This window comes from Bradyrhizobium icense (assembly GCF_001693385.1).
Classification (GTDB): Bacteria; Pseudomonadota; Alphaproteobacteria; order Rhizobiales; family Xanthobacteraceae; genus Bradyrhizobium; species Bradyrhizobium icense.
On the sequence record NZ_CP016428.1, the window covers coordinates 3,733,488 to 3,760,288 of the forward strand.

Genomic DNA, 26,801 nt, shown 5'->3' on the forward strand with positions numbered 1-26,801 from the left:
TTATCGAAGTCATCACCAGAGAGGGGACGTCATGCATAAGTATGTTGCGGAATTCATCGGCACGTTCGCGCTTGTGTTCTTTGGCTGCGCGACCGTGATCTTCATGCGGGCCGAAGTCGGGTTATTGGGTGTGGCGTTCGCATTCGGCCTGTCAGTGATCGCGATGGCCTATTCGATCGGAAACATCTCCGGCGCGCATCTCAATCCGGCCGTCAGCCTCGGCATGCTCATCGCCGGTCGGATGTCGCCACGGGATTTTTCCGGCTACATCGTTGCGCAGTTCATCGGCGGAATCGCGGCTGCAGCCGTGCTGTACCTTATCGCGGAAGGCAAGGTCGGAGGTTACGACGTCGCGGCGAACGGTTTTGCCCAGAATGGCTGGGGTCAGTATAACGTGCTCTCCGCATTCGTGTTCGAGGCGGCGGCAACCTTTCTGTTTCTGACGGTAATCCTTGGCGCCACGCAAAACGGCGCTGCCTCCGCCTACGCCGGCTTGGTGATCGGCCTTACGCTGGTAGCCATCCATCTCGCCGGCATTGCCGTGTCGGGAGCATCGGTCAACCCGGCGCGCTCGTTGGGTCCTGCACTGTTCGCAGGTCCTGATGCGCTGTCGCAGGTGTGGCTCTATTTTGTAGCGCCGTGCTTCGGAGCCGCATTGTCCGGTTACGTCTTCAAGGCCGGCGTCACGCGCCAGGTCGCGGCGACGGCTTGATCGGTGGTCGCTGATTGGGCTGTGACAACGACTTAGAACGGGCTACAGTATTAGAACTCCGGTGTGAGCCGAAAGGGGGCGAGCAACAAGCCTCCACGGCCATCCGACCAACCGGAGCAGGAGGGAACGGAACATGGTCTACATCATCTCCAAGCGAGACGGTCCACACCGGGAAGAGGTTGCAGCGAAGGACTTTCTTAAGAAGAACCGCACGAAGATCAACGCGGTCGCCAATCATCTGACGGGTGGACGCTGGCAGGAATTGCGCAATCCCACGCCTCCTCTGCAGCCTCAGCCATCAGGCAAGCTGTGGCTGACGCCGCCAGGTCGTCCCAGAGAGGCGGAGCCCTATGTGCGGATCAGCCTTAACGGCCGTGTCGTGATCGCAGATCTCGCGTCGGGGCGACAGCTCCATTTTGTCGGCGAACTGCGCGGCAAGGGCCAGTCGCGATACTTCGCCCTGGCGACACGCGAGAACGGAATCTTCGAGCCCCTGGATGATGGGATATGCGAAGTCCTCGCCGACCTTGAGAGGATGAGTGTGCCGGACGAAGCGTCGGAAGGGCGTCTGGAACAGATCATCTCAGGCCGCCTCGGGTTAGACGCAATCACCAAAAGCGTCGAATGATCTGCTGAACCCGACCTGCCATCCCCGGTTTGGTCGAGTTCAAGTCGTTCTTGCCGTTCGGGTTGCCGTTTGCCGCGCAAATATGGTGTTCCAATGCTGACGGAAGCGCTCATGGCTAAGCCGCCGTTTTCCCTGGAAGGCTACGAAGTGCCGGACGGCGCTTCGGATACGGATCAGGGACGGCCATACGACGAGCGCGAAACCAACAAGGCTTGGGAAAATTTCCTGACGTTCGGAGACACCAAGCGCGAGAACGCGCTGGTGCGAGGCGTCATCGAGGAATCATGGCAGCGCAGTATCAAATCCGGGGTCAATGCACATTGCAAGGGCAGCAATCTCGTCGCCTCGCCGGATGATCTTTATGAACTGCGCCTGAAGAACGATGACCTGCTTGGCTCGAGCGCGCACACCTTCCGCCGCGTCGCGGAGGTGCTCGGTGACGCGGCCACGATGCTGGTCATCACCGACAGGAACGGTGTCGTGCTGGATGTCGGGGGCGATCAGCGGACGATTGATGCAGGGCACGATATTCGCCTGGAAGTCGGCGCCGCCTGGGGCGAGATGGTGACCGGTACCAACGGCATCGGCACGGCTCTCGTGACGGGAAAACCGGTTCATGTCCACGCGGCCGAACATTTTTCCGAAGGCATCAAGGCATGGACCTGTGTCGGCAGTCCCATTCGCAGCCCAATCGACGGCAGCATCATCGGCATTATCGATTTCTCCGGACCCCAGGCGATCTTCCACCGGCACAATGTGGCGCTGGCGGTAATCGCGGCCAATCACATCGAGCTTGCGCTCTCGGAAAAGATCCGCCTCGAAAGATTGCGGCTACTCGAAGCGAGTATTTCTCGGATGCCGGGGATGAACAGTGCCGACGGCGTCGTAATTCTCGATCGGTACGGCCGAGTGGTGCATCACAACGACATGGCGTCGACTCGTTGGCGGCGGATCTCGCAGTCTCGTGAATTGAGCATCGGGACCCAGCTTCTCCCAAGCCGCGAGGGCTTCTTGGTCAAAGACCTCGTCGGTGGGCTACCCGAGGAACTGCGCGAGCAGCGGATCGAGCCACTAGTGATTGATGGTGCCGTGAAGGGCGCGATGCTTGTCCTTGCATCGAGGCCGCGCACAAATTCTGCCGCATCCCAGATGTCCCCGACGGCCCACGCGGCACTCATGTCGGCCAAGGAAGCATTTGTCGGATGCAGTGACGCATTGTTGCAGACGGTCGATAAGGTTGCCCGGGCGGCGCTCGGTCGGACGGCAATCCTGCTTGAGGGCGAGACGGGTGTCGGCAAGGAGCTGTTTGCCCGTCTCGTTCACGCTGCCAGCCTGAAGACGGGTAAGGAGCCTTTCGTCGCCTTCAATTGCGGTGCGGTCTCGAAGGACCTTCTCGGCGGCGAACTATTCGGGCATGCGCCCGGCGCCTTCACCGGGGCTACGCGCGAGGGGCGGCCTGGACGGTTTGAGTTTGCCAATGGCGGCGTGCTCAGCCTGGACGAAATTGGCGAGATGCCGCTGGATCTGCAGCCTTACCTGCTCCGCGTGCTTGAGGAGCGCGCGGTGTACCGGCTCGGTGAAAGCAAGGCGCGTCCGGTGGATGTCCGACTCGTGGCCTCGACTAACCGGAATCTGAAGCAGGAAGTTGCCGAGGGACGGTTCCGGAAGGACCTGTATTTCCGCATCGGTGTCGTCAAGATCACCATCCCGCCCCTCCGCGAGCGCCTTGGCGATGTCGAGATCCTGATCGATCACTTCAATCGACAATTCGCAACCACCTATAACACCCAACCGCTGCATTTCGAGCCGGCCACGATGGAATTGCTGCTGCGCTATTCATGGCCGGGAAACGTTCGCGAACTGCGCAATCTGATTGAGAACCTCGTGCTGATGACGCTCACCGGCATAGTTACTGCTAGAGACTTGCCGGAGGACTTTCTGGAAGCGACGACGACCCAGCCGGCCCCGACGCCCACGCACACAGGTCAAGTGGCAACGGTGTCTGAGAGCGACGAGATCGCGCGCTTCGACGAAATGGAGCGCCGTGCCATCGAGAGGGCCGTCGCAAACGCTGGCGGCAACATCGCGGCCGCCGCCGACAAGCTCGGCCTTTCGCGTGCCACGCTATATCGCAAATTGCACCAATATCGTTCGCGGACCTGAGGACAGGACCGGCATGGCGACTGTCTGGGACGGACAGAAAGACGGAGAAGAGCCGGTCGCCGCGGCGACGTTGGCTTCGCAGATCCTTGAGCACGCAGACCGCGACGTAACGTTTGTGGTGCACCTGGTCGGCGAAAGCCAAAACCTGCTGGTTCGGCATTTCGTCGTATTCATCGAGATCGAATTAGCAAAGCGCGACATCGGCTATGACGCACATCCGTTTTTGCGCCCCTTCATCGAAACGCACGCTCGCGAGCTGACAGACTTCGTCTTGCAGGGCGTCGGCTTACGGCATCAGTTCGGCCTCCAAGCCCTCGAGACGATGGCCGGAGATCCGGCGCGCTTGCTGAGGGTCGATCTGTGGGACTCTCTGCGATCACACATCAATGATGCACAGCTCCGCTTCGCATCAGGTGTAGGTGGCCTGCAGCGCCTCCTCATTCAGATCAGGGCTGACGCATGAGCATTAGTCACCTCAGCCTTGTCGAGGCGTTGAACCAGCGGTTACAGATTGTTCAGGAAGTATCATCCGCTCAAGCGCGCAGTCTTCTCAACCGTCAGCTTGGCGGCGGCGCGGAGTTCGAGATTCAGCAGATCGAACAGGAGATTGCGGCGTCAGGTCCGTCACATGCGCTTACCAAGGCGCTCGAGGACGCGTACGAGCGACGCCAAAGGGCGCATGTCGAAATGGCCGCGTGCGACGCTCAGTGCGTCGCGCTTGAGCGACGCCTTGAAGAACTGGACGGATGGATTGCCGACGGCAGTTGAGCCGTTCCGAACGAGAGACGATCAATGGACACGATGGAAGAAGAGACCACAACGCTTTATGACCTGCTTGGGCGGCACTGGACGGTGGGCGCGCCTGTTAGGAGCACGGCGTTCGACTCTGCAGGACAGGCGGTTGCGTTCGCACTCGCCGATGGTGCGTTGGCGATTGCTCCCCTGACAGACATCGAGCCGCCGCAGGATCGCTGTCGTGTGGCGCTCGACGACGGCCGGACAACGATTGCACCGCGACGGAAACCGATACCTCCGTTGACGAAAGTCGTAATCAGCGATGCCCCGCTTCATCTCGCCTCGTTCGGAACCTCGGGCTTTATCGCGAGTGATCGCGATCGGCTGCTTCGCGTGTCTGCGTCGGGCGTTACGCGAGTAACCGCGAACCATGGTTCTCCAATCGATCTCCTCGCCCCGGAACACACTGGGGGCGTTCTGGCCGCCTCGGGCGGGTCGACTATTTTTTATGATTGCAATGGCGACGTTAGCTGGCTCCAGGAGCGTGCGGGAGCGAATGCATCGGCAATGGCCGTATCGCGAGATGGTCGGCGCTTTGCGATGGGCGCCGACGGTTGTCTGCTTGTTCGTGCCTTTGGCCCGCGACCCGAGCCGGCGGCTTCATTCGAGCTAGGTTCAATCTCAAGCATGTCATGGAGCCCCGACGGTAGTTGGTTGGCGCTGTCCGTCGTGGAAACGGGCATCGTCTTGGTGCGCCTTGCCGATGCGAAGATCGTCCGGATTCCCAGCTATCCCGCAAACGTTGCGTCTCTCTCGTGGAGTGCGGACTCCTGCGTGCTTGTCACGAGCGGAGCCTATCGGATGATCGCGTGGGATGTTTCCAGCCTCGCTGGCGAAAGCGAGCAGCCGATAAACCTCACCACCGGGCGCTCCAGATTCGTCCTCGTCAAGACGGTGGATATGCACCCAGAGCGTCGGCTGGTCGCAGCGGGTTACGGCGATGGGATGGTCGTTGTGGCCAGGATCGGAGAACCCGACGAACTGGTCGTCAAATCGCCCGGTGGAGGCGCTGTCCAAGCCCTGCAATGGTCACGCGATGGCCAGCATCTTGCACTCGGAACAAGCGACGGGGAGACGGCGCTCGTGACGTTTCCCCCGCACATTTTCAAATAGCTTGCCCCCGCGGCGGGGCGACGAGCCTTGCCGCAATCATCAGGAGAGAACCATGACAGCTACTCGATCGCCAGATGAAGCCGAAAGCAAAGATCATTTCTTCAAGGAGCTGGCGGAACTCTCCGAGCGAATGATTGTCGCGCATGGAAAGGAGTTTTCGATGGGCGCTCTGGTGCTGGCTGCAAGGTTCATCGCCGAAAACAAGCCCTTCGAGCGAAGCGCAGCAACGCAGTGACGTGCCCGCTTTGCTAATGGCGCAATCCGTGGTGAGGAGAATTCAAGGGGGAAATATTTGAAGGGACTTTTTCAGGACGGCGAACTTCTTCACAAAGCTGAGTGGCTCGAGACGCTGTCGCTCCATTGCGGCATCGGACTTTGGGATGCGATCCTCTACGAAGGGGACGCGATGCACCCGAAGGCGCGTTGGACGTGGTCGAGCGAATTCCGCCGCTTGTGCGGGTACAAGACGGAGACCGAATTCCCAAACGTCGTGCAATCCTGGTCCGACCGCCTGCATCCGGACGATGCGGCGGCGACGTTCGCGGCGTTCGGTTCGACCTGTCAGACCGGCGTCGGCTATGACGTGAAGTACCGCCTGAACGTCAAAGACGGGAGCTATCGCTGGTTCCGCGCGACGGGCGGAGTTGTGCTCGACGAGAAAGGCAGGCCGCGGCGCGCCTGTGGATCGCTGGTTGACATTGACGAGCTGATGAGGGCGGAGGGAGAGAAGAAAGCGCTGATTCACAGGCTGGCTACCGATTTTGAGAGCGCGATAGGAGGAGGCGGTCTTTCAAGACCGTCGAACCAGGATGAAAGCGGTCGAGAACAGGTTCCATGAGCTCATCGATGCAATTCAAACGCCAGTGATGCGGATGCGTCTAATCGGGTCGGCGCGCGGCTAGCGCAACAGCTTGGGTTTCAGCAGTTTGCCTGTCTGGAGCTGGCTCAAGGTGGCCCATGATGGATTGGACTGACCGACGCTTCCTCACGTTGATTGCCATTGGACGAAAATTGAAAGACGGCGCGACCCCGACCGCGCTTTTGCGGGGGAACGCCGCGCTGAGCTTCGATGCATTGCCGACTAGGTGGCGGCGACCTTCCGTCCGGCCTGATCAATCCGAACTTGCGGCGAACTTCATGGAAGAACGCCTTCGCGTGTTCGCCCGCTTCTAGGATGGAAAGGGGATGACGGATGTGTGCCGGGAGTTCGGCATATCCGGCAAAACCGGGTACAAGATTTTCGACCGCTACAAGACTGGCCGCTTTGAGCGATCACAACTATACGAGATTGAATTTCTGAGAGTGGCGCCTCTCTCTCGTCCCGTTGCGCACCTGTTTACTGACGGTTTGCTTGTGCAGGTATAGGGCCTTCCTCGTGCGCCATTTGAAATTCAATAGAAACTCAAATAATCGCGGTGCTTCGCCAGCGCCTTTGGACGATAGGGTTGGTCGCCGGTCACGCAACGTGCCTTGGCTAAGCCAAAGCGATTGCGAACAAAGTCTTCATGCAGGATGTCCGGCCCATTGCCGTCTCGTACGCCTTCCCTGGTGCCCTCGGTCCAGGCGCGACCCCATCCGGTCCGCTCGTCGTGCTGGATGCCTTCGTATGACGGCTTCAATTTCAACTTGGTCATATCCACGATGAGCGGATGCTCGACTGCCATTGCCTCGTTGATCATCCACTCCAGCGCCAAATCGGATAGGCCAGTCTCGCGATAGCCACCGCCCACGTCGGAATGCACGCCGGGAAACCAAACCTGCTTGATACGACCACGCGCTTCGGCTTCCGGCGATTCTTCCGACTCGTCCCAAATCTCCGGCGCGAAGATTTCGCGGTTTTCGTCGATCGAGAGCGCTTGGCGTCCGTAGGGAACGTAGGGATTTAGCGAGGCATTGTGGAAGGCGTGACGCCACAAGACCAATCCGCTCGAGCCTGGAATGCCTAGCGCGCGCACGGTGTCCCAGACTCCAATGAAATAGGGAAAGGGAGGGTTGCCGGAATCGATGGAAAGGCACTGGTAGCGGTTGCGATACTCCAGGCCAAGGGCAATGCGCTCTTCTTGCTTCTTATCGCCTCCGTAGTGCTTATAGATCGTCTCAACAGCCTCCTCGACAAGCGCCAATCGACCCTTCTTATTCTGAGGGTCGCGGGGACTGTTTCCCGCGGCGTCGCGTTGTGGAATACCACACAGCGACAGCACGCCGCCGAGACTACGTACGGTAAAGGCGCCACGGCTGAATCCGAACAGAAAAACGCGGTCACCCGGTTCATAGTATTCGATAAGTGCTGTATAGCAGTCCTTGATATTTTGCGAGATTCCGAGGCCGGTCGCCCGGCTGGCGAGATCGTACGCCCAACGCCACCACTCGCGCTTGTGCTCCGCGCCCAGCCCTTCGTCATAGAACGTTACCTGTTGAGCAGGGGCAGCCTTTTCCGTTGCGTCCCATAGCTTCCAGACGTTGGTGCGCACCGCCTTTGGCATGCTTGCACCTTGGCCAGTTCCATCGGAAAGTATCACAACGTTCTTCGCCATATTCTAGCTCCGCTTTCTACTTGAACGGGACGCATCAGTCGGCGCTTTGGGACATGTACGGCCAGCCCTAAGCGAAGTGAAGCCGTCGCGGCTGTATCAGACCAAGCAGCAGAGCTCCTGCTTCTCGGTAGCGATCCTCCCCTAGCCGCAGGCGGCCGCAAGCATCTCTTGCGGCGAAATCCCTGCCCAGCTCATCTATGTGTTCTATTCCATCGAAAGTGGTTGTGCGGTGCCCTCTGTTGTCAAATTCTTAGCGCTGCGCCTTTTTTGCCTTTGGCACCGCTTCGATCAACAGCGCGAGCGCCTTGTCGAAGCCTGAAGCGGCGTAAAATGCGCCCCGATAGTGCCCGAGACGCACGACGACGAGATCGTGCGAGGGAATGATCAACGTGGTCTGCCCGCCAGCGCCGGCCATGTAATAGGCATCGCGCGGGACTGGATATTGCCCGTCGCCGTTGAGCCAGAAAAAAGCTCCATAAATTGGCCGATTGTCCGCTGCCCAAGCGGGCGCAAGCGTGCTGACGAATGTGGTGTAGCCATCTGGGAGAATGCGCTCACCGTTCCAAACGCCCCCCTGAAGATAGAGATTGCCAAGCCGCGCCCAATCGCGCCCGGAGGCCACTTCATAACCTTGCCCTAGAAAATTTCCGAACGGATCAGTTTCGATCACCATCGTATGCATACCGAGCTTGTCGAACAGCGCCCGCTGAGGAAATGAGAGATATTCGTCGCCGCGTTTTTCGACACCGAGCCGGATCAGATAGTTGATCAGGACCGGATCGGTGTTGCGATAGCGTCCGACCGTGTTGGGAGGCCATTGCAATGGCCGTGTCGCCGCGTAGTGAAAAGAATTGATGCCGCCGGTATAAAGATAAACGTGATCCGGGTAAGGCCCGGATGGGTCGTAGTCCGGGTCTTGGGGCGCCCTGATCCGAAGCCCGCTCGACATGTGAAGGAGATCCGCGATGCGTATTTTGGCGCGCGGGTCGCCGGGCGTTTGCCATTCAGGGATCGGTGCCGGCTGGCCCAATTCATAGACGCCGTCTTTGACCAGAATGCCAAAGAGCGCTGCCGTAACACTCTTGCCCATGGACCAGCTTTCGAGCGGCGTCTGCGCCGTAACACCTTCCGCGTAGCGCTCGGCAATGAGACGGCCTTTCCACGTCACAACGAACGCCGCGGTCAATCCTTCGACCGGCTGGAACGCTGCATTCACGGCAGCTTTGAGTTTCTCGGCATCGATCTCTGTCGGCAGCGGCTCCTGCGGCAGCGTGTCGCCCATCGGCCACATTTGGGTCGCGGGATCGGGCAATCGGCTCTCGACGGTGACCGGCTTGAAATTCATGGCGCTCTTGCCGGTCGGGAACGTGACGCACCCCTGGCTCCCGAGATATTTGGCGGTACGGGTCACGCCGTTAGGAAGCGTGACATGGACCGCCTTGTTGGCGCGATCGATGACGGGCTTGCCGAGCTTCGCACGCTGTCCGTAGGGCGCCGTGAAAAACCCAACATTTTCGGCCGCGAAATCGGGCGCCAGGCCGGTCATGAACACAGCGGAGCACATGACCTTGGCATATCCGGCGGCATGATGCGTCAAGGGATCGCCTGGCGGCGGCACATAGGGCGTATCTAGTTCGAATGATTTCGCGCGGGCGATGAGCGCGTCTTTGGTGGGAGCCTGCGCAGCCGCCGTCGCGCCGGTGAGAGCCACAAGAATCGTCACCAGAAGACACTTATTCACGATCGCTCCCGCGAAAACGAACGATATCGTTTGGTTCAACTGTTGCGGCGCAACAATCAATATGCTCTCGTGAGCATCTGAGTGAGAGTATGGACCAGCTCGCGGGCGCAGGACATCAAATCGGCGGCACAACCGCTCGGTAAAAGCGCCAGACCAGTGACTGAGGCGATGCTGGCGCGTATCCGCCGGTCGCGATATTATCTTTGTCGAGGCCTACAACTATCAGATCGCTGGGCCGGGCACATTGGAGGTCACGGCTGGCCGCAATATCTATCTGGCCGACCAGGCTCCATCGGTCCGTTCCTCAGCATCGGCCCGCTGGTCGCAGGGGATCTTCGTCACGGCGCCGACATCGTCGTGCAGGCCGGCGTCGGAGCAATTGGGCCCAACTATGCCGCGTTCGCGGCGCGCTATCTTGATCCGGCCAATCTTGCACAGCCCGGTATTCCCTTGGCAGATCAGGCCGGCAAGGTTGCGAAGGCTTATGACGAGGAATTATTTGCTTGGCTGCAGAACCGCTTTGGGCCGGGTCAGAGACCCTTCGTCCACAACGGTCGCACATTCGTATTCTCGGGCGGCAAAGGCGACGCGCTTGCCTTCTTCCTAACCCTCCCGACCGGGCAGCAAGGCGTGTTTCTGCGTGACGTGTATTACGAGGAATTGCGGCTCTCCGGCCGTGAATATAACGATTCCGCGAGCACGCGCTTCGGCTCTTACTTGCGTGGTCGCGAGGCGATCGAAGCGCTGTTCCGTGAAACAGACGCCAATGGCGCTCCGATCCAACGCAAGGGCGATATCACCATTTTCGGAGGGGCGCACATCCGGACCGACTTTGGCGGCAATATCCAGATGCTGGCGCCGAATGGTCAGATCATCGTCGGGGTCGAAGGCGAAGTCCCGCCGTCAACGGCGGGTATCGTCACGCTACAGTGCGGCTGCGGAACAACATTACGCCTGACAAAGTCGCGGAACGAAAGGGCTGATCAGTCTTTCTAGAAAAAATCGGGAGGTGCCCATGACTTCTCTGGCCATTGAGGGCGCGTGTGCATTCGCTTGGCGAGACTACTTGCTGCGCCACAGCAGTGTCAGCGAGGACGATAACAGGCGTTCCGCGCTCCATCGCTACGTCACCGATCTTCGTGATACCGGCGAATATGATTTCGCTCTCTTGCAAATAGCTGCAGTCGCTTACTTGAGAAACCTGGACAAGTTGCATGACGACCGGGCTGCGAGAGCCGCAGCAGATCAAGCCTTGCGTCAATGCTTGAAATCACGCAGTGCACAACCCGACGCTCAGGTTTCGGCCATAACACCAGTGCGAAGGAGCGAACAGCATGGCAGACAAGACCTCTGACGCAGGCCATTTCGCGCGCGACCCGCGCACCACCGCCGCGACCGAAAACAGCATGAATGCCTTGAAGCCAATCATGCTTTTTCAGGTCTCAATGCTGGGGATGTGGGCTCACAGCATTGAGAGGTTCGCGGACAACTATAAGAAGGCGCTGGATGAAACCCGTTGGGAAACGGTCAGACAGGAAACGCACGGCGTAAATTGAGTACGAGACCGTTTGAGTGCGTGACGTTGTCCCTCCAAGGGACAACTTTCAAAATCGGCATCCCGGTGGGAGCCAAGCCCCCTCGGGCAGCCTCGCGGCGATCGTGGGGACTCCGCTGCCAACACTTTTAGGTGAGCAGTTCGTGGGGCGAATGTGCTGTGGAATGGTGTCGACCGTTATTGTCGTGACTGGCCGCGTGTTCCTCCATAGCAGCTGAGCCCATGTCAAGGATTGCCGCAAGCTCGGCGCCGTGAAGGAGGAGAACGGGCGAATCGTTAAGCTCTTCTAGCTCAAGTGCCGCGGTGGGGGTGGAAGAGGGAGCCTGATTTTCGAAGTGGAATGCCGGTTCGTGGCCGGCGCCGCCGGTCCCCCACGCGGATTCAGCCGGCTGGGTGGTGGCCGCTGACGCGTTCGCAGAGGCGGAGTGCGCCGCGTGCGGCGAGTTGCCATGGCCGCCACCTTTACCCGGTGCGACGCCAGGTTCGACCGGCCCGGCCGCTTCCATAGTGCTTGCGTATGCGGAGTGTGAAGAGTGCGAATTGTTGTGGCCGACGCCGTTGCCGGACGTGACGCCCAGTTCGGTTAGTTCGTCGGCCTCCAATGACTTTGCAGAGGCCGAGTGTGAAGGGTGCTCCGAGTTGCTGTGGCCGGGTATGAAGCCCGGTTCTGTCGCTACGGACGCCGCTGATGCCTTCGCAGCCGCCGAGTTCGAGGCGTGCTGCTCGTTGCCGTGGCCGACACCGTTACCCGGTTCGGCCAGTTTGGCGGCTTCCGGTGCCTTTGCCGAGGCTGACTGCGAAGCGTGCTGCGGATTACCGTGGCTACCGTTATTGGCCGTTACGACGCTGGGTTCGGCGGCCACTGACGCCTTCGCAGCCGTCGAGTTCGAGGCGTGCTGCTCGTGGCCGTGGCCGACACCGTTACCCAGCTCGGCCAGCTCGGTGGTTTCCGATGCCTTTGCGGAGGCTGACTGCGAAGCGTGCTGCGGATTACTGTGGCCACCGATATTGGCCGTTACGACGCTGGGTTCGGCGGCCACTGACGCCTTCGCAACCGTCGAGTTCGAGGCGTGCTGCTCGTTGCCGTGGCCGACACCGTTACCCGGCTCGGCTAGCTCGGCGGCTTCCGATGCCTTTGCTGAGGCTGACTGCGAAGCGTGCTGCGGATTACCGTGGCTACCGCTGTTTCCCGTTACGACGCTGGGTTCGGCGGGCTCGGCGGCTGCGACCGGGGCCACGATTGCGGCGCTTGGCATGCCGAGCTCGAAAAGTTCAGTTCCGGCGGCAATGTGCGCATTGCCATGCCCGGTCGTCACAGCACCGGTGTTCGCGTGGTCCGGCTCCTTCTTGAATGTGCGATTTTCCTCGATCAGAACAGATGTGTGGCTATGAGCAAGCTCGATCGATGATACGTGCGCCGACACAGTAGCCGCACCAGCGTCGCTCTCTTCGGTTGCATAAGCCGAATCGTCGCCGAAAGTGGTGAGCTTGGTCGAAACGATTGAACTGATCCGGTCCCGCCCGAAATGGAACCTCAAGCCGTCGTCGGCTGGCATGGTCCAGATCCCAGCCGTTACCAGCGTGCTCTCGTTCGCCCCCCCATCGCTGGAAGCGTCGGCGCTCCCCGTCGTGAGGACGGTCCCATCACTTGCGGTCGCCACCAGCAGCGTAGGATCGATTCCCTCCAAAGCCGCCCCGACAGTCGCCGCTTCGGGCTCGTAGACGAAATCCGACTCTGCAACGGACACAACTCCCTGCAAATGGATTTCCAGCAGGCCCGGATCGCCGATATCAAGGCTGCGATCCGTTGGATTCACATAGATGATCGTTTCATTGCTTATGGGGTTGTAGATCCAGGCGAGGGTATGCGGCGGCACGGACTTGCTTGCTGACGTCATGTGCAGGAACGCCAGCGCGCCTAAAGCCGCCAGGTTGATCTTGTCCGCCCCCGATGTGAAATCGACGATTGTGTCGAACTGGGTAGAGTTGGAATCGATCGCTGAAAGATAGACAAAGATGTCATCCTTGCTGCCCGTCAGCTGGTCACCGCCATATCCGCCGATGATGGTATCGCTGCCGTTGTTGCCAGTGATGGTGTCGCTGCCGGATCCTCCGCAGATCGTGTCGTCTCCACCGCTAGCTTTGATCGTGTCGTTCCCTGAGCGTCCGTAGATAGCATCCACTAAGCCGGTGCCGTTGAGGGTGTCTTCACCGGCGACGCCATGGATTATGCGGGCCGCGTTACCTTCTCCTGCGACGCCGTCGTGTCCAAACGCGAGCGGCAGGCGGAAGTCGTGGACAACTGGCCCCGAAGCCAGGTTGTCGACATCGCTGGGGTCTACATGGCTGGCGTCATGAATGGTGATCGTCGCCGCTTGTGCGGCGCCATCCAGGGTGGCGACCGTGGATGTGTCGATCAGCGTATCGCCCGGGTCGAGCACCTGCACTGCGGCATGGGAGTTGTCGAGTGTGTAGATGATCCCCACGCCGGCTGCCGTTATGCTGAAGGCGCCATAGCCGCCATGACTCTTTATCGGATTCGAGGCAAACTCCAGCGGCGGGAACTGCCGCTGCGCCGTGGGGCTGCCGGTCTGGTTAATCGCTTGCAGCCGCGGGGAAACGAAAAGAAAGGGCGTGCCGGATCCAATCGGGCCGTAGCCTCTCGGGAAGTTAGAGAGGACGGCCTGCTCAGCCGCGTGCAGCTCTTCCATTCTCGCCGCCGAGTGCGTGACTTGGTCCACCTTAATTGGGGAGCCTCGCTGGGTGAGCGCGACCGTCTCGCCAGAATCGGCAACGATGACGTGCCGAAGGATCGCTTTCTTGCAGAGCTCAAATACGGAGTGCTCAAGATCCTTGTAGGCGGTGCTGTCCTCATCCAGGAAAGTGTTGTTCGCGTCCGACGTCCTGATGTCGCTCAACATTGCGAACGCCAGAGCGGCGAGCGAGAGCGTCCCGAAGCCGGTGGATCGTTGTAACAACGCGATCGTGGCGAGCACGGTCCTATTACTGATTTCAAGCTTCTGAAATATGTTGTAGAGGTGTACTTTGACTGTGCCTGGGGATACGTTCAGCTGGCGCGCAATCTCCTTGTTAGACAAACCTTCGGCCACCAGTAGTACGATTTCGCGCTCGCGGCACGTGAGCACCCTCAGCATTTTTTCGATTTTGGCGCCGTCTACTTCCTTTCCGTTTGGCGAGAGGTCTTGGGACGGTTTCGGTCGCGTACTGGTGCGCTCCGTCATCAGCCTCAGGGAGCGCAGAATGGTGTCGGGGCTTGCGTAAATCGAAATTGCACTGCAAGCGCCGGCCGCGATTGCCGCTGTGAGATCGTCGTCTCCTTCGGGTTCGGCAAAGAACACCAGCCGAGTGGGAAGATGCTCGGCTTTCGCAATGGCGAGGATCTCGGATACCGTCAGGTCAGGCAACGTGTTAGCAACGAGCGCGACTTCGGGTGCCAAATTCCGAATCGCATCGAGGCAGCTTGTTCCGCGGCTGCACGATGCAACAATCTCGAAGTCGTGCTGTGTTGCGAATACCGACCTCAACCCCTGCAGAACGATCGGTTGTCGATCTGCGATCACCAGCCGGATGCAGCGCGTGAATGTTCCTTCGTCCGCGGACACATCTAACATGGGCTCGACCTCGCCTGCCCAGCGCGGTGCCTTAGTCCTCTTGCTACCCCAACGCCAAGTCTAAATTGTCTGACGCCGGCAGCCCGGGTTGCCGGCCGCAATCTCTGAACCGGATAACTCATTCCCCGAGGGGAAGGCGAGAAAGCTGCCATCAGTTTGCGTCTTGGTGCGCTGCGATATGCGTCTAACCCACTTAGAACTCTTAAATATCATGCCTTCAGAATGAACCTTTTTTGTATCCTACTGCAAGCTTTGATTGGACCGGACGCGAAAATGGCTGATTTGCATACCGCAGTTGTACTCGGCTGGTCATAGTGTACTGGTGTTGAACATTTCTCACTTGCCGTATCTTACGTTTATGGATCGCGAGCGAAAAGAATTGGCAATCCATGAAAAGTTGGCACGCTGTAGACAGCTTGCCAAAGAGTACGTTAGTGAACCAACGGCAGCTCACCTTCGTGAATTAGAGGCAGAGTTACTGGCTCAGCTTCGCAGATTAGATGACCAGTAAGGCCGCCCTGTTTCAGCCTCGTCTTCACGGCGCCGGCGCGATGGCGACCATTCGTATAGTAGGCTGCAGCTCATCGCGAAGCCCGCTCACGCTGGCCAGCCAAGCCGCGGCCGCCTGGTGGTGCTCCAACGCAGGGGATGGCAGACCTGCCTCCGGGACTGGGGCGGCTGGCAAGACGGACCGTGAGGCGGCCGTAGTACGCCGGCGCGAGAGTTCGTTCCTAAATTGTCCGCGTAGTTCTACGAAGACCGCAGGTCTCGGCAGATGTTCTCACCGATTGACGTTGGCGAGCCGAGGTTCTGGTCCCTGACAATCCGGCCGCACGTCCGCGCCGTGATGGCCGCAAACCGAGCAGACGAATAGGGCCTCCAGATCGGACACTCGCAGGCTCTCGGGCCAGCAGTCAGCGTCTATCACAACCGAATGCGAGCAACCGTAGTCTCCGCAGAACACATGCAGCCGGCGAGCGCCGGACTGCCGCATTTGCCCAAGGGTGATCGTCTGCTCGACTAGCATGCACGAATTTTTGCCAAGAGCCACAACCAGTCTGAATATGGCATCCGCCATAGATTGACTGAGTGGACGGTCCGGCGGGGGCTTGCATTGCCGAGGCGGTGGCAAGTCGAACATGCCCACATCCGGCTCGTGATGCGAGGATGGGGGAGCGTCGCGACGGCGGGCCGCAATCGCCCAAGTTTCGAGAAGGGCTTGGATCGAGGGGCATGAATCCGACACGAGCGCGCGATCGTGCCGCTTGGACGTGGGAACGAAGAAGGACGGCCCAATGAGCCGCTTCCGTCTGGCGGATCGGTGGCGACGCGCGGGAGGGCTGGCTCGAAAAACACATCGGCGCGAAATGCACTTCGCCATTAATCCATCCACGCAAGTTATTGAAGTTGCTAACATCTTCTGCGTCATCCGAGCGCGCCAGTATTAAAATCAACTTTTCCTTTGGTTTCGGCTCTGCGGTCCACCGGAGAAACTTCGGGCCGAAGAGGCCTCTTTGAACCAGATGTCATCCCCAGCTCTGCGCTACATGATGGCAGCTCTGCCCTGCCGTGCGCGGAATCGTTCTTCTAACGTCCATGGGTGCATTTGGCGCAGCAGGAATAGGAACGAAGGCGTCGCCTGAAGACTTCCGGTGCTTGCACAAGTGCAACGGAGGACAACCATGAAGGTATCAGCGATCGCGTTAGCATTGTTCTTTGCGCTCGGCTCGACGTTGGCTGTCGCACAAGGTGGTGGCGCTGGAGGGGGCGGAGCGGGTGGTGCTGGCGCAGGTGCAGGCGCTGGTGGCACGGGTAGTGGGGGCGCCGCTGCTGGCGGGGGTACCGGCGATGGTTCTGGCGCGGGTGGAGCCTCCGCAGGCGGAACGGGTACAGGCGGAGCGGCAGGCACATCCGGTAGCGCCGCTGGCGGAGGCGGACCAAACGCGCCAGACGACGAAATGAAGCGAAAGATGAGAAGGTAGGCTCTGCCGCCAATAGGCGGGCGTGGTGGCTGCCTCGGACGGGCCAGCTACGTGAGGATCTCACTAGGCGTGCTCCGGGCTTTTGCGGCGTCAGCGATTCGCCCCTGCGCCATTTCTCGCTTTGAGCGGCAACATCAGGTTGGGTTTTTGGCTCGGCGGCCCGCACCCGTCACAGGGTAGCGGAGTCTCCGAGGGGCAAACCCGTCACGGCTTGTCAGGGCTTGGTCGAGGTTTGAGCGGAATTTGGAAGGTCCGATATCGCGCTATCTCAGGAAAGCTATCCGCGGCGCTGGCAGAGACCAATCCGACGACCGCGGCCGAAACTTCTTTGCTGACCAGCCGATTGATCGCCGTGGTTTGACCTTTGCTCAGTTGAACTTCGCGCGCGCCCGCTGCCATCATCGCCGTCCTGACGCGGCCGATCGACGACTCGGAATACCTGTCGTCGATCGCAATTGCCTTACCGGCCAGGTCGGAGACGGACTCGACGTCGGGACTCGCCACAAGGACGGCCACGAGAGCGTCCAGCGACGAATCCAGCGTCGGAACCGACATTCGCTCCGCGGCGGCGGAGGCGTGCGCCACCTGCCGTTCTGTCACGTCGGTCGTTGACTGCGGATCGGTGAAGTTTGCTCGTGTCGTCTGGGAAGCAACGGCATTGCCCGTTGTCTGCTGGTTCGCTCGCGGAGAAGGAACCGGAACGGGAATGGCAGCTTTCGTCGCCACCTTGATTGGCTTGGGGGTTCGACGGACGGCGTGGTCCGCCTGAGATCGGGGTGGCTTGTCGTCGCGCCAGGCGATGGTGGACACCGGTTTCGTGACGGCAGAATCGCTGTCACGCGATTCAGGTTCAATCGGCACATGAACCGCGGTCAGGCAGGCCAACGGGTTCAGGCCAACACACGATGGCTGCGTTGATTGTTGGCTACTACAACCGACCAGGGTGGTAACCAGCACGCAAATAAGAAGCGTCCTCAATCGATCCTCCTGAAGAGGCTGAGTGCGGCCCCGCAATTCTTGCGGCTTGAAAGGGGTGTTGCGCTGGAGCCTCAAGCAATGACGCAAAACTGTTAAATGCGCATTAAGCTTAGGCCACGCGCAGCGTGATGCGCCGGCATGGTTAATGCGTGAGCCGTGCCGCTTCGGATGAACAGAAGCGACCAGGCGCCATCCCACGGCGGTCATACGTCCGCCTTTTCGTTGCTTTCTTCCATGCAGGATTCCGCCACGAATCGGTCGCCATGCTCACGCGCTGGGGTTTTTCATCGAGTGATGGAGAATGACCGATGGCGAGTATCGAACGACTTCACAGAGCTGCGCCGCTGGATTTGGCCAAGCTTGAAGAAGATGTCGTGGGGAGCCTTCCTGCGATAAAGGTGGCCCCATCGGGGCCGATGCCGGACTACGTCGAGCATCAAGAGGGCGTCACGCGCGTCGGTGCGCTCACGGCCGAGGCCGTGGTGCGTGACTATGAGGCCGCCGCGAAGGAAATCGAAGCCATGGGAGCAGAACTGATCAATGCGGCGAAGAAATGCGAGGCAATGACCGCCGAAGTGCACAATGCCATTGCCTTCATGCGCGATACCGCAGCGTCGTATCGTGAGGAAGCCAAAAAGATCTTCAAGCGCATCGAGGAATGCTCGATCTTTACCGAGCACGTTCGCAAGACCTGCGAGACCGTCAAACTCAAGATGATCGAAGGCAAATTGTAGCCGCCGTGAGAAATCGGGAACATCAATCGGGTTTGCCGTCCCGGCGGGAGGCCAGGTTTTTCTAATAGCGTGTGTGAATTGCGGTACACGCTGGTGCCGCGAATCAGCTTATTTTGTAGTTACTCCCTAGACTCGTACCCGTCGCAAATGGCGGGTCCTCTTTGCTATATCCGGCAGTCGGGATCGCGCGACATCGGTGCTGCGGGCCGCACGCCTGATCAGGCAGATCAGTGCTCGCACCCAAGTTGCAGACTTGGCCTGGCACAATCGATCCAGGTGAGGCAGGTGCGTGTCCGCAATGACACGCTGCCGCAATTCCTGCAGGACGAAGCGCGGGTTGATGCCCCTGCCGTCGCACCGTTCGCCTAAACTGAATGAGCTGGCCGGCTGCTGATTCCCGCGGGCTTCGCCGCGGTTCGGCGCTTCCAAAACGTTCGACACTACCAAGACCACCCGGAGCATCTTCATGCTGTTTCTGAGCTACGCCTATCGAGTCCTCTCGAACTTCGTGTTCCTGGCGCTGGTCTATTTTGCTCTGAATTTCCTCGAAAAGTACCAGCATCGCGTGGTCGTCGCGGTTCTCGTGCTGGTCTATGCCGGCATGCACGCGGCATCCGCGCTGCGGTCGTTTCACTTCTTCCAGCGCATCGAACGGCTGGAACTGGAGGCGCGGCGTTTGGTGGCGGCGCTGGGCGAGGGGCCGAATTCGACGTCTACGCGCAAGCAGGTCATCACCGAGGTCAGCGGGCTCCGCCAAGCCGGCGAGATCAAGGCCTATATCGATCTGCTGTTTCTCGCCATCGTCATCCTGCTCTGCATTGCCAAGATCGTGGCCAGTTGAGCCTTCGTCGCGACGGCGGGCGTGCCCATCGTCAGATCAGCGCTTTTTCAAGCCCGCAACGCGAACGGACCGCGCATTCCGTTTGGCTTGTGCCGCCGGCTTCGGCGCGGCTCCGCTGGCGCCCTCCGGCGCCTGAGCGGCCTGCTCGGCAGGTACCGGCGCTTGAGCGGTCGTTGCGCGGTCGTGGCGACGAGATTTCCCGGCGAGCCCTGCCGAGGAGACTTCCGTTGACCGAACTTGCGCAATCGACGTCGTCCGCCGCGCGGACAAGGCCAGCATGGCTACGCGAGTCGATTCCGGGATATTGAAAACACTCGCCGCCGGAATCGGCAGCGCGGCCAGCGTGCCGACCGGCGGCAAACTCGTTTGGCGCGGCCAAGGCGTTGCCGGTGGCAGGGATACACCGCGCCCCCGCCGCGAAACGCGCGCGCCGAGATCGGCCGTGTGCCAGTCGAGATCGGACAACGCAGGGACGGGCAGCACGGCGGGGCCGGCAACAGCGAATTTCGAGACCTTCGGCCAGCGCGAACCCGCCACCATTTCCGACGGCGGACGCAACTGCCATTGCTGCGGCTCGGTCGGCGTCGCCGGACGCTCCGGCGTCGCCGGCATCACATGGACGATGCGATAGCCGCGCGCCTTCAGTTCGCTCAGGATCTTCGGCAGCGCCGTGACCGTGCGCGGCTGAATGTCGTGCAGCAGCAGGATGCCTTTTCCCTTGGCCTCCAGCCGCTTGAGCGCCAGCTCATAAACGCGTGCGGCGGACACATCGCGCCAGTCATCGGCCGGGAAATCGGCGCTCCAGAGCTGAAGTCCCTTGGAAGCGGCGAATTTCTCGATCTCGTCGGTGCGGCGTAGGCCGGGAATGCGCAGAAACGGCGCGGGCGCGGTACCATCGCCGAGCGCCGCGGTCACCGATGCGATGCCTTGTTCGATCTCCTGTTTGGAGCGGTCGAACGGCAGGCGATCCATGCCGGCGGGATGATTCTGGCTGTGGGTGGCGACCGTGTGTCCGGCATCGCGAACCTTGCGCACGCCTTCCGGACTGGCGTTGGCTTGGCTGCCGACCAGGAAGAAGGTCGCCTTCGCGCAGTGGGCGGCGAGAATATCGAGAATCTGGTTGCTGTATTTCGGCAGCGGTCCGTCGTCGAAGGTCAGCACCACCTCATGGTCTTCGAGCGGCAGCGTCTTGCCATACTGCATGGTGCCGATGATGGGATAGGCGCGCGGATCGACGACGATGGTGCGTGACGTGCCGATGGCGTCGGGATGACCGGGGCACTCGGCGGCGGAAGCTGCTTGTACGGTGAGGCAGGCCAGCGCTCCCATGCACAAGGCGGCCCATCGCCGCTCTCGGCGAACTTCGAATACGCTAGCAATCATTGAACACCGGCTTCATTCCAACCCTTGGTCCTGATGACCAGCACCAAGGTTCAATCTTTCTTCGCGCGGACCATGCTTACACGAGACGCGATGAATGGTGCTTTAATCGACTGAACTTCATGCCGATTTTGGCCTTAATGTGCCTTGCCGGACACGGTTTTGGCATCTGCCGGGACGACGTGGACCACGCGATAGCTGTTATCGCGGAGGTAGCGCAGGAAGGCCGGCAGCATCACAGCGGTCTGCGCCTTCGGATCGTGCAGCAGGATGATGCCCTTGCGGGCAATTTGCAGCCGGTCGGTGAGCAGTTCGGTCCGTCGTCGAAGGTCAGCACCACCCTCCCGGTCTTCCAGCGGAAGCGTCCGTGCAAAGCTCTTGAGACCCACGCGCGGGTAGGTAGCGGCGTCCACCCGCGAGGACGCGTGAGGTGCCGAGCGCGTCCTTGCGGGGACATTCGGCGGCCGTCGCCGCCGCAGCCAGGGTCATGAATGTCGCAACCGCCGAGCACAGCGCCGCGCCGAATTTCCGGGTCATTTGCCGCTGGTGATATTTGGCATTGCGCTTAGCGCAGCCGATTGGGTAATGCGTGCAGCGTAGCTCAGACGAGTTCGCTCATTCTGTCAAACCGGCGAGGGCGTGGCATGGCCGAGAATATCGACGTTGCCCAAGCCGCCGAAGCGGGACCGGGTCAGGGATCGGTGCTCGACCATCTCCTGATGCGGGACGAGGAGGGGCAGCTCCGCCGCGAGTTCGTCGAGGAGATTGCGCGCGCGATCCACGCCGCCGACCGGCCGCTGTTGTGCGAGGTGGTGGCGGAACTGCACGAGGCTGATCTCGGCGATTTGATCGCGGCCCTCGAGCCCGAGGACCGTGTCACCCTCGTCGAGATCACGGGCACCGATTTCGACTTCTCGGCGCTCAACGAGGTCGACGACGCCGTCCGCGAGGAGATCCTCGAGGAACTCGAACCGGAGACGGTTGCCGAGGGCGTCCGCGAACTGGAGTCAGATGACGCCGTCCAGTTGCTCCAGGGCCTCGACGAGGAAGACCAGGAAGAGATCCTCGAGAAACTGCCGCCGCCTGAGCGCGTCGCAATCGAGCGCGTGCTGCTCTATCCGGAAAATTCCGCCGGCCGCCGGATGCAGACCGAGTTTATCGCGGTGCCGCCGGATTGGACCGTCGGGCAGGCGATCGACTACATGCGCGACACGCCCGATCTGCCCGACCGCTTCTACGAGATCTACGCGGTCGATTCCGAACAGCACTGGCAGGGCGCGGTTTCGCTCGACACCCTGTTGCGGGCGCGCCGGCCGGTGCCGCTCGTCGACCTGATCGAGGAAGACCGCCGCCGGGTCTCGGTGCTGGACGACCAGGAAGAGGTCGCTCGGATGTTCGGCAAGTATAACCTGGTCGCGGCACCCGTCGTCGATACCACCAACCGGCTGGTCGGCGTCATCACCATCGACGATGTCGTCGACGTCATCGAGGAAGAGGCCGATGAAGACCTGAAGGCGCTCGGCGGCGTCACCAGCGACGAAGAATTGTCCGACAATGTCTGGACCATCGCGCGTGGCCGATTCAACTGGCTCCTGGTCAATCTGGCGACCGCATTTCTGGCGTCCTCCGTGCTCGGCCTGTTCGAGGGCCAGCTCGAGAAGATGGTGGCGCTCGCCGTGCTGGCTCCGATCGTGGCCAGCCAGGGCGGTAATGCTGCGACCCAGACCATGACGGTGGCGGTGCGTGCGCTGGCGACCCGCGAGCTCGGTTCCAACAACGCCTTCCGGGTCGTCATGCGCGAGGCAATGGTCGGCCTGGTCAACGGCCTCGCCTTTGCCGTCATCACCGGCGTTGCCGCGGTGGCATGGTTCAAGATCCCGGGCCTGGGTGTCGTGATCGGGCTGGCCATCATCTGCAACCTGGTTGCCGGTGCGCTCGGCGGCATCTTGATCCCGATGGTGCTGGAACGCGTGCGTGCCGATCCGGCAGTGGCCTCGGGAACCTTCGTCACAACCATCACCGACGTGGTCGGCTTCTTCTCGTTCCTCGGTATTGCCACGCTGTGGTTCGGGCTGAAGTAACATAGCGTTTCAAGCGAAGCATGCCCTCGGACTTGATCCGTGGGTGGATTCCGGTTCGCGTGAAGAAAACGCGTCAAACACGGCCTCATTTATCGTTAATCGGACCTTAAGGCGCTTCGCCGATGATGTTGGCCCACGAGGTCAACATGCAGCGCTTGCGGCTGAAAGCGGACGGACGGATCGTCGAACTGCGAGATGGGCAGGAGTTTCCGCTTGCGCCGACGATGCCTTTAACTGCGACCGTCATGCCTGACGCAACGCCAGGCGAAGCCGCGCTGCCCGCCGTGCGTGACCTTCGTCGTCGTGCCTGCCTGACCCAGATCGAATTCGCGGCGCGGCTAGGCGTGCCCGTCGAAACCATTCGGAATTGGGAGCAGGGCAAGCGCGTACCGCGCGGGCCGGCGCGAGCGCTGCTCGCTGTGATCGCTCATTCGCCGGAAACCGTTTTCGCGGCGCTGGCCACGGAACCGTCGCCCGCCTAGCACTTGGTTTGGCGCGTTTTCTACACGCGAGCCGGAATTCGCTCCGGCCAAGGCGCAATCTGTTGGCACGGCTGTTTCCGCAGCCCATAATGGGGGCGGTCCGCGGATACAACCCATGCTGTTTGTCGAAGCCAATGGCGCAAGAATTCCGGCGATCGGGCTGGGTACCTGGGAATTGCGTGGACGCGCCTGCGCGCGGATCGTCGAGCAGGCATTGCGGCTCGGCTATCGCCACATCGACACCGCACAGGTGTATGACAACGAACGCGAGGTCGGCGAGGGGCTGCGGGCTGCGGGTGTGAAGCGCGATCAGGTTTTTCTCACCACCAAGGTCTGGCCCTCGCATTTCGCGCCCCACGATCTGGAGCGTTCTGCCAAGGAAAGCCTGGTGCGGCTACGCCTGACCGAGGTCGATCTGTTGCTGCTGCACTGGCCGAACCCGCAGGTGCCGCTGGTGGAGACGCTGGGTGCGCTGGCACGGATCAGGCAGCAAGGGCTCGCGCGGCATATCGGCGTGTCCAATTTCACCGTGGCCTTGATCGAGGAGGCGGTGGCGGCATGCCCGGAACCGCTGGTCTGCGACCAGGTCGAGTACCATCCCTATCTCGACCAGACCAAGGTGAAGGAAGCTTGCGCGGGTCATGGCATGGCGCTGGTAGCCTATAGTCCGGTCGTCAGGGGGCGCATCAAAAGCGATCGCGCGATGCAGCGGATCGGCGAACGCTATCGCAAGACGGCGGCGCAAATTTGCCTGCGCTGGCTGGTGCAGCAGGGCGTGGCGGCAATTCCGCGCACCTCGAAGCTCGAGCGGCTCTCGGAGAACATCGAGATCTTCGATTTCGAGCTGTCGGAAGAAGACATGCAGGAGATTTCCGCCATGGGCAGCGCGGGCGGCCGGCTCACGGATTTCGGCTTTGCGCCGAAATGGGATTGAGGAGCCGGGCCGCCGAACGCTATGCTGGCAGGCTACGGAATATCGAACATCGTTGCGAATGCGATGGAGCTGCGGCGGATCATACCATCTGACATCACAGCGTCGGCGATCGCGCATGTGTCGCTGCTGACGCTGGTGCTGCTGTTTTCGGAGGTGCATCCGTTCGGCACGGTGACCGCCGAGCAGGTTCCGGTCGAGATCGTGACGCCACACGAAGTTCCCGAACAGCCAAGGCAAGCTGAACAGCAAGTCGCCGAGAGCAGGCCGGAACCGGCGCAGTCGCCGCAGCCTGATTTCTCGCTGCTGGAAAAGCCCGCTGCCAATCCACCTCCAGCGCCGGAGCAGCAACAGCCGCGATCACAGCAGCAGGCTGCACTTGCCACGCCACGCGCGGCCGAGCCGCAGCCGGTTGCGTCGCTGCCGCCACCAACGACGGCGCCGGCCTACAGGCCGCCCGAGCCGGATGTTTCGATCAAGTATCAGGTGCTGCTTGGCCTGCCGCCCGACCTCTCGCTGCAGCCACAGGCTCCGGCGCAAGCCCGCAACAAGGGCGACGACAATTTCGATGGGCCGGCGACCGAAGCCGCCGACATCTCGAGCGCCGTGATCGCGGAATTCCGGCGACACCTCAAGACCTGCTCGAAACTGCCGGCCGCGCTATCGGGCGCCGACGACGTCAGGGTCAAGCTGCGGGTCTTGATGACGCCGGACGGCCGGCTCGCCGCCGAGCCGATCCTGATCGAGGCCAGCGCCTCCATGAAGGGACCATTGCTGATGCAGGGCGCCATCCGGGCGCTTTCGGCCTGCCAGCCCTATGCCATGCTGCCGGTGGACCGCTACGGCGAATGGAAGGTGCTCGACCTCAGCTTTACGCCGCAGGATTTTTCTGCGTCCTAGCGCGTGAACTCACTTGCCGCTCGATCATTCGATCATGCGGCGCAAAAGAGGAGAGGTAAAGGTCGCTCTCATAAGGCCAAATGGAACTGCGGCCGTCGAAACGGGATGATACGAAATGATATCGCCCGAGAGCATCGGCCGGACGTTGAAAGACAATCGAAGGGGGAAGGCGGGCCTCGACGCTAGCCGGTCTTGCGGGCCATTCACTGGCGGGAGACGAGCATGACACTCATATGGCTTGGTGTGCTTCTTGTTTTCGTCGGGGTGTTGCAGATGGCGTTTCAGCCAATCTGGCGTGACCGGCTAAGCGGCAGAAGGCGACTTCGCTCCAGCGACACCCTGGAACCTGAAAGACCGGCTGGCGGCTTTGGGCTCAAATTGAACTGGCCCGGTCTCGTGCTGGTCGCGCTTGGCGCTGCTTTCTTGCTTGCCGGGGCCACCATCTGAATTTGAAACCGCTCCTGCTCGCCGCCGAGCCGATCCTGATCGAGGCCAGCGCTCCATGAGGGGACCGCTGCTGATGCCGGCGCGGCCTGCCAGCCCTATGCCATGCTGCCCGCGGACCGCTACGGCGAATGGAAGGTGCTCGATCTCAGCTCTACGCCCGCAGGATTTTACAAGCGGCTAATGAGTGAGCGCCGTCCGGTTCGAAACCGCCGACCCGGACGGCATCAACTCGCTTCTTAGTCCGGATGCAACGCGCGCCGGATCGCCATTTCAACCGGCGAATATTCGCCGTCCTCCCGTTCCAGCCGGACAGCTTCGGCCGGGTGCAGGGGCGGCTGCGCCATGAAGCGCGGCCTCGAACCGCGGTGCGGTTGCGCGGCATGGATCAGGAAGGGATGGCATAAATAGACCGTGCCGGGCTCTCCGACGGCCAGCGCTTCCGGATGATCGGCCGCCACGTCGGCGAGCATCAGGTGCGACATGCCGGCCTCGCCCGCAGGTTGGAGCAATCGCGCCATATCGAGGTGCGAGCCCACCCGGATGCGGGTCGGCGCATCCGGTTCGCCAACATCGGAAAACAGGAAGAGCATCAGCAGCGCGCGGCCGCGCGATGTCACGTTGACCCGCCACGAGGAGAAATCATTCCGCTCGTCTCGGTCATCCGACGGGCTGGGGAAGCTGAGATCGACGTGCCAGCCGGTGTCGCCGGGATCGTCGGCGTGCGGGAAGCGCACCGGAAAACTGCCGAGGTCCGCGCGTGGCCGCCAGCGACCGCTTCCAACGAGCTGGTCGAAGGCTGCGTGGAGCACCGGCGTGTTCACCGCTTCCCGAAACGGCTCCTGTCCGTAATAGCCGAGCCGGATCACCGGCCGCGTCCAGGTCTTCTTGTCAACGGGATCGCATCCGGTGTCGCGCCAGAGAATGGCGCGGCCTTCCTCGGCAAGACGCCGAGGGAAAGCGTTGTCCAGCCGGACAAACCCGTCTTGGACAAACTGATCCAGTTGTGCGTCGCTGAGCGCGCGCACGTGTCGAATTGTATTGGAAGGCATGAAAATCCTCATGTCGCTTGGCCAGCCAACATCATCTCGTGCAGCGAGGATGGGTCGGCTCATTCGGTCCTTGAGTCGCGCCGGCGCCGAAAACGGCACGGACACGCTCGTTTCCGCCCGCTG

General features: G+C 61.1%; 26 protein-coding genes and 2 pseudogenes. 21 read left to right on the plus strand and 7 right to left on the minus strand.

Annotated features, from left to right (window positions below; translation table 11 throughout):
• Positions 1–31 precede the first annotated feature (31 nt).
• The 9 genes and pseudogenes from LMTR13_RS17545 to LMTR13_RS43365 all read left to right on the plus strand — a co-directional run.
• A complete protein-coding gene (locus LMTR13_RS17545; RefSeq protein ID WP_065728935.1) occupies positions 32–712 on the plus strand; it encodes an aquaporin in 681 nt (226 codons plus the stop codon).
• A gap of 133 nt (positions 713–845) precedes the next feature.
• Positions 846–1,340, plus strand: coding sequence for a hypothetical protein (locus LMTR13_RS17550; protein WP_065728936.1), 495 nt, complete (start codon positions 846–848; stop codon positions 1,338–1,340).
• Positions 1,341–1,790: 450 nt separating this feature from the next.
• Positions 1,791–3,503, plus strand: coding sequence for a sigma-54-dependent Fis family transcriptional regulator (locus LMTR13_RS17555; protein ID WP_236843418.1), 1,713 nt, complete (start codon positions 1,791–1,793; stop codon positions 3,501–3,503).
• A gap of 13 nt (positions 3,504–3,516) precedes the next feature.
• Entirely contained in the window at positions 3,517–3,966 is a 450-nt protein-coding gene (locus tag LMTR13_RS17560; RefSeq protein WP_065728938.1) for a hypothetical protein, read from the plus strand.
• Entirely contained in the window at positions 3,963–4,271 is a 309-nt protein-coding gene (locus LMTR13_RS17565; RefSeq protein ID WP_065728939.1) for a hypothetical protein, read from the plus strand. The genes LMTR13_RS17560 and LMTR13_RS17565 overlap by 4 nt, the downstream gene beginning before the upstream one ends.
• 24 nt (positions 4,272–4,295) lie before the next feature.
• A complete protein-coding gene (locus LMTR13_RS17570; protein ID WP_065728940.1) occupies positions 4,296–5,411 on the plus strand; it encodes a WD40 repeat domain-containing protein in 1,116 nt (371 codons plus the stop codon).
• Between the two features lie 52 nt (positions 5,412–5,463).
• Positions 5,464–5,646, plus strand: a complete 183-nt coding sequence (locus tag LMTR13_RS17575) for a hypothetical protein (protein WP_065728941.1) — start codon at positions 5,464–5,466, stop codon at positions 5,644–5,646.
• Between the two features lie 171 nt (positions 5,647–5,817).
• Entirely contained in the window at positions 5,818–6,249 is a 432-nt protein-coding gene (locus LMTR13_RS17580; RefSeq protein WP_236843420.1) for a PAS domain-containing protein, read from the plus strand.
• 299 nt (positions 6,250–6,548) lie between these two features.
• Positions 6,549–6,680 (plus strand): annotated as a pseudogene (locus tag LMTR13_RS43365) (helix-turn-helix domain-containing protein); the annotation flags it as partial.
• Positions 6,681–6,802: 122 nt separating this feature from the next.
• On the opposite strand, the gene LMTR13_RS17595 reads toward LMTR13_RS43365, so the two are convergent.
• Both LMTR13_RS17595 and LMTR13_RS17600 read right to left on the minus strand, forming a co-directional pair.
• Positions 6,803–7,945: a DUF2235 domain-containing protein gene (locus LMTR13_RS17595; protein ID WP_083219081.1), complete on the minus strand. Its 1,143-nt coding sequence runs from the start codon at positions 7,943–7,945 to the stop codon at positions 6,803–6,805.
• Between the two features lie 250 nt (positions 7,946–8,195).
• Complete coding sequence (locus LMTR13_RS17600; protein WP_197521121.1) at positions 8,196–9,257, minus strand: serine hydrolase domain-containing protein; 1,062 nt, start codon at positions 9,255–9,257, stop codon at positions 8,196–8,198.
• A gap of 117 nt (positions 9,258–9,374) precedes the next feature.
• Between LMTR13_RS17600 and LMTR13_RS41735 the strand changes: the two genes are divergently transcribed.
• The 3 genes from LMTR13_RS41735 (at position 9,375) to LMTR13_RS17610 (ending at position 11,242) form a co-directional block, all read left to right on the plus strand.
• A complete protein-coding gene (locus LMTR13_RS41735; protein ID WP_197521122.1) occupies positions 9,375–9,578 on the plus strand; it encodes a hypothetical protein in 204 nt (67 codons plus the stop codon).
• A gap of 276 nt (positions 9,579–9,854) precedes the next feature.
• Positions 9,855–10,682, plus strand: a complete 828-nt coding sequence (locus tag LMTR13_RS17605; RefSeq protein WP_156795663.1) for a hypothetical protein — start codon at positions 9,855–9,857, stop codon at positions 10,680–10,682.
• Between the two features lie 338 nt (positions 10,683–11,020).
• Positions 11,021–11,242 carry a hypothetical protein gene (locus tag LMTR13_RS17610; RefSeq protein ID WP_065728946.1) on the plus strand — a complete coding sequence of 74 codons (222 nt, stop codon included), beginning with the start codon at positions 11,021–11,023 and terminating at the stop codon, positions 11,240–11,242.
• Between the two features lie 127 nt (positions 11,243–11,369).
• On the opposite strand, the gene LMTR13_RS17615 is transcribed toward LMTR13_RS17610, so the two are convergent.
• Positions 11,370–14,873 carry a LuxR C-terminal-related transcriptional regulator gene (locus tag LMTR13_RS17615; RefSeq protein ID WP_065728947.1) on the minus strand — a complete coding sequence of 1,168 codons (3,504 nt, stop codon included), beginning with the start codon at positions 14,871–14,873 and terminating at the stop codon, positions 11,370–11,372.
• Positions 14,874–16,589: 1,716 nt separating this feature from the next.
• On the opposite strand from LMTR13_RS17615, the gene LMTR13_RS17620 reads away from it, so the two are divergent.
• A complete protein-coding gene (locus LMTR13_RS17620) occupies positions 16,590–16,835 on the plus strand; it encodes a hypothetical protein (RefSeq protein ID WP_156795664.1) in 246 nt (81 codons plus the stop codon).
• Between the two features lie 224 nt (positions 16,836–17,059).
• On the opposite strand, the gene LMTR13_RS42570 is transcribed toward LMTR13_RS17620, so the two are convergent.
• Entirely contained in the window at positions 17,060–17,833 is a 774-nt protein-coding gene (locus LMTR13_RS42570) for a hypothetical protein (protein ID WP_236843421.1), read from the minus strand.
• 308 nt (positions 17,834–18,141) lie between these two features.
• Between LMTR13_RS42570 and LMTR13_RS17630 the strand changes: the two genes are divergently transcribed.
• Complete coding sequence (locus LMTR13_RS17630; RefSeq protein WP_197521123.1) at positions 18,142–18,567, plus strand: hypothetical protein; 426 nt, start codon at positions 18,142–18,144, stop codon at positions 18,565–18,567.
• A gap of 466 nt (positions 18,568–19,033) precedes the next feature.
• Complete coding sequence (locus LMTR13_RS17640) at positions 19,034–19,408, plus strand: hypothetical protein (RefSeq protein ID WP_065728951.1); 375 nt, start codon at positions 19,034–19,036, stop codon at positions 19,406–19,408.
• Between the two features lie 36 nt (positions 19,409–19,444).
• Here the strand turns inward: LMTR13_RS17640 and LMTR13_RS17645 are convergent, their stop codons facing one another.
• Both LMTR13_RS17645 and LMTR13_RS17650 read right to left on the minus strand, forming a co-directional pair.
• The gene (locus tag LMTR13_RS17645) at positions 19,445–20,791 is read right to left on the minus strand and encodes a polysaccharide deacetylase family protein (protein ID WP_065728952.1); all 1,347 of its coding nucleotides are present in this window, start codon (positions 20,789–20,791) and stop codon (positions 19,445–19,447) included.
• 134 nt (positions 20,792–20,925) lie between these two features.
• The gene (locus tag LMTR13_RS17650) at positions 20,926–21,201 is read right to left on the minus strand and encodes a hypothetical protein (RefSeq protein WP_065728953.1); all 276 of its coding nucleotides are present in this window, start codon (positions 21,199–21,201) and stop codon (positions 20,926–20,928) included.
• A gap of 231 nt (positions 21,202–21,432) precedes the next feature.
• Between LMTR13_RS17650 and mgtE the strand changes: the two genes are divergently transcribed.
• The 6 genes and pseudogenes from mgtE to LMTR13_RS43690 all read left to right on the plus strand — a co-directional run.
• Entirely contained in the window at positions 21,433–22,869 is a 1,437-nt protein-coding gene (mgtE, locus tag LMTR13_RS17655; protein WP_065728954.1) for a magnesium transporter, read from the plus strand.
• 146 nt (positions 22,870–23,015) lie between these two features.
• Complete coding sequence (locus tag LMTR13_RS17660; RefSeq protein ID WP_065732770.1) at positions 23,016–23,351, plus strand: helix-turn-helix domain-containing protein; 336 nt, start codon at positions 23,016–23,018, stop codon at positions 23,349–23,351.
• Positions 23,352–23,466: 115 nt separating this feature from the next.
• The gene (locus LMTR13_RS17665) at positions 23,467–24,285 is read left to right on the plus strand and encodes an aldo/keto reductase (RefSeq protein WP_065728955.1); all 819 of its coding nucleotides are present in this window, start codon (positions 23,467–23,469) and stop codon (positions 24,283–24,285) included.
• Positions 24,286–24,306: 21 nt separating this feature from the next.
• On the plus strand, positions 24,307–25,182 hold the full coding sequence (locus LMTR13_RS17670; RefSeq protein WP_236843424.1) for a hypothetical protein: 876 nt from the start codon (positions 24,307–24,309) through the stop codon (positions 25,180–25,182).
• 222 nt (positions 25,183–25,404) lie between these two features.
• Positions 25,405–25,629, plus strand: coding sequence for a hypothetical protein (locus LMTR13_RS17675; protein ID WP_065728956.1), 225 nt, complete (start codon positions 25,405–25,407; stop codon positions 25,627–25,629).
• Positions 25,630–25,646: 17 nt separating this feature from the next.
• A pseudogene (locus LMTR13_RS43690) lies at positions 25,647–25,797 on the plus strand (cell envelope biogenesis protein TolA); the annotation flags it as partial.
• Between the two features lie 68 nt (positions 25,798–25,865).
• Here the strand turns inward: LMTR13_RS43690 and LMTR13_RS17680 are convergent.
• Positions 25,866–26,678, minus strand: a complete 813-nt coding sequence (locus LMTR13_RS17680) for a phytanoyl-CoA dioxygenase family protein (RefSeq protein WP_065728957.1) — start codon at positions 26,676–26,678, stop codon at positions 25,866–25,868.
• Positions 26,679–26,801: the final 123 nt, after the last annotated feature.

What these genes read in the sequence shown, in the direction of transcription:
- LMTR13_RS17545 (WP_065728935.1), top strand. Translation starts at nt 32, where the DNA reads ATGCATAAGTATGTTGCGGAATTCATCGGCACGTTCGCGCTTGTGTTC.
- LMTR13_RS17550 (WP_065728936.1), top strand. Translation starts at nt 846, where the DNA reads ATGGTCTACATCATCTCCAAGCGAGACGGTCCACACCGGGAAGAGGTT.
- LMTR13_RS17555 (WP_236843418.1), top strand. Translation starts at nt 1,791, where the DNA reads ATGCTGGTCATCACCGACAGGAACGGTGTCGTGCTGGATGTCGGGGGC.
- LMTR13_RS17560 (WP_065728938.1), top strand. Translation starts at nt 3,517, where the DNA reads ATGGCGACTGTCTGGGACGGACAGAAAGACGGAGAAGAGCCGGTCGCC.
- LMTR13_RS17565 (WP_065728939.1), top strand. Translation starts at nt 3,963, where the DNA reads ATGAGCATTAGTCACCTCAGCCTTGTCGAGGCGTTGAACCAGCGGTTA.
- LMTR13_RS17570 (WP_065728940.1), top strand. Translation starts at nt 4,296, where the DNA reads ATGGACACGATGGAAGAAGAGACCACAACGCTTTATGACCTGCTTGGG.
- LMTR13_RS17575 (WP_065728941.1), top strand. Translation starts at nt 5,464, where the DNA reads ATGACAGCTACTCGATCGCCAGATGAAGCCGAAAGCAAAGATCATTTC.
- LMTR13_RS17580 (WP_236843420.1), top strand. Translation starts at nt 5,818, where the DNA reads ATGCACCCGAAGGCGCGTTGGACGTGGTCGAGCGAATTCCGCCGCTTG.
- LMTR13_RS17595 (WP_083219081.1), bottom strand. Translation starts at nt 7,945, where the DNA reads ATGGCGAAGAACGTTGTGATACTTTCCGATGGAACTGGCCAAGGTGCA.
- LMTR13_RS41735 (WP_197521122.1), top strand. Translation starts at nt 9,375, where the DNA reads ATGGACCGCCTTGTTGGCGCGATCGATGACGGGCTTGCCGAGCTTCGC.
- LMTR13_RS17605 (WP_156795663.1), top strand. Translation starts at nt 9,855, where the DNA reads ATGCTGGCGCGTATCCGCCGGTCGCGATATTATCTTTGTCGAGGCCTA.
- LMTR13_RS17610 (WP_065728946.1), top strand. Translation starts at nt 11,021, where the DNA reads ATGGCAGACAAGACCTCTGACGCAGGCCATTTCGCGCGCGACCCGCGC.
- LMTR13_RS17615 (WP_065728947.1), bottom strand. Translation starts at nt 14,873, where the DNA reads ATGTTAGATGTGTCCGCGGACGAAGGAACATTCACGCGCTGCATCCGG.
- LMTR13_RS17630 (WP_197521123.1), top strand. Translation starts at nt 18,142, where the DNA reads ATGGCGAGTATCGAACGACTTCACAGAGCTGCGCCGCTGGATTTGGCC.
- LMTR13_RS17640 (WP_065728951.1), top strand. Translation starts at nt 19,034, where the DNA reads ATGCTGTTTCTGAGCTACGCCTATCGAGTCCTCTCGAACTTCGTGTTC.
- LMTR13_RS17645 (WP_065728952.1), bottom strand. Translation starts at nt 20,791, where the DNA reads ATGATTGCTAGCGTATTCGAAGTTCGCCGAGAGCGGCGATGGGCCGCC.
- mgtE (WP_065728954.1), top strand. Translation starts at nt 21,433, where the DNA reads ATGGCCGAGAATATCGACGTTGCCCAAGCCGCCGAAGCGGGACCGGGT.
- LMTR13_RS17660 (WP_065732770.1), top strand. Translation starts at nt 23,016, where the DNA reads ATGCAGCGCTTGCGGCTGAAAGCGGACGGACGGATCGTCGAACTGCGA.
- LMTR13_RS17665 (WP_065728955.1), top strand. Translation starts at nt 23,467, where the DNA reads ATGCTGTTTGTCGAAGCCAATGGCGCAAGAATTCCGGCGATCGGGCTG.
- LMTR13_RS17670 (WP_236843424.1), top strand. Translation starts at nt 24,307, where the DNA reads ATGCTGGCAGGCTACGGAATATCGAACATCGTTGCGAATGCGATGGAG.
- LMTR13_RS17675 (WP_065728956.1), top strand. Translation starts at nt 25,405, where the DNA reads ATGACACTCATATGGCTTGGTGTGCTTCTTGTTTTCGTCGGGGTGTTG.
- LMTR13_RS17680 (WP_065728957.1), bottom strand. Translation starts at nt 26,678, where the DNA reads ATGCCTTCCAATACAATTCGACACGTGCGCGCGCTCAGCGACGCACAA.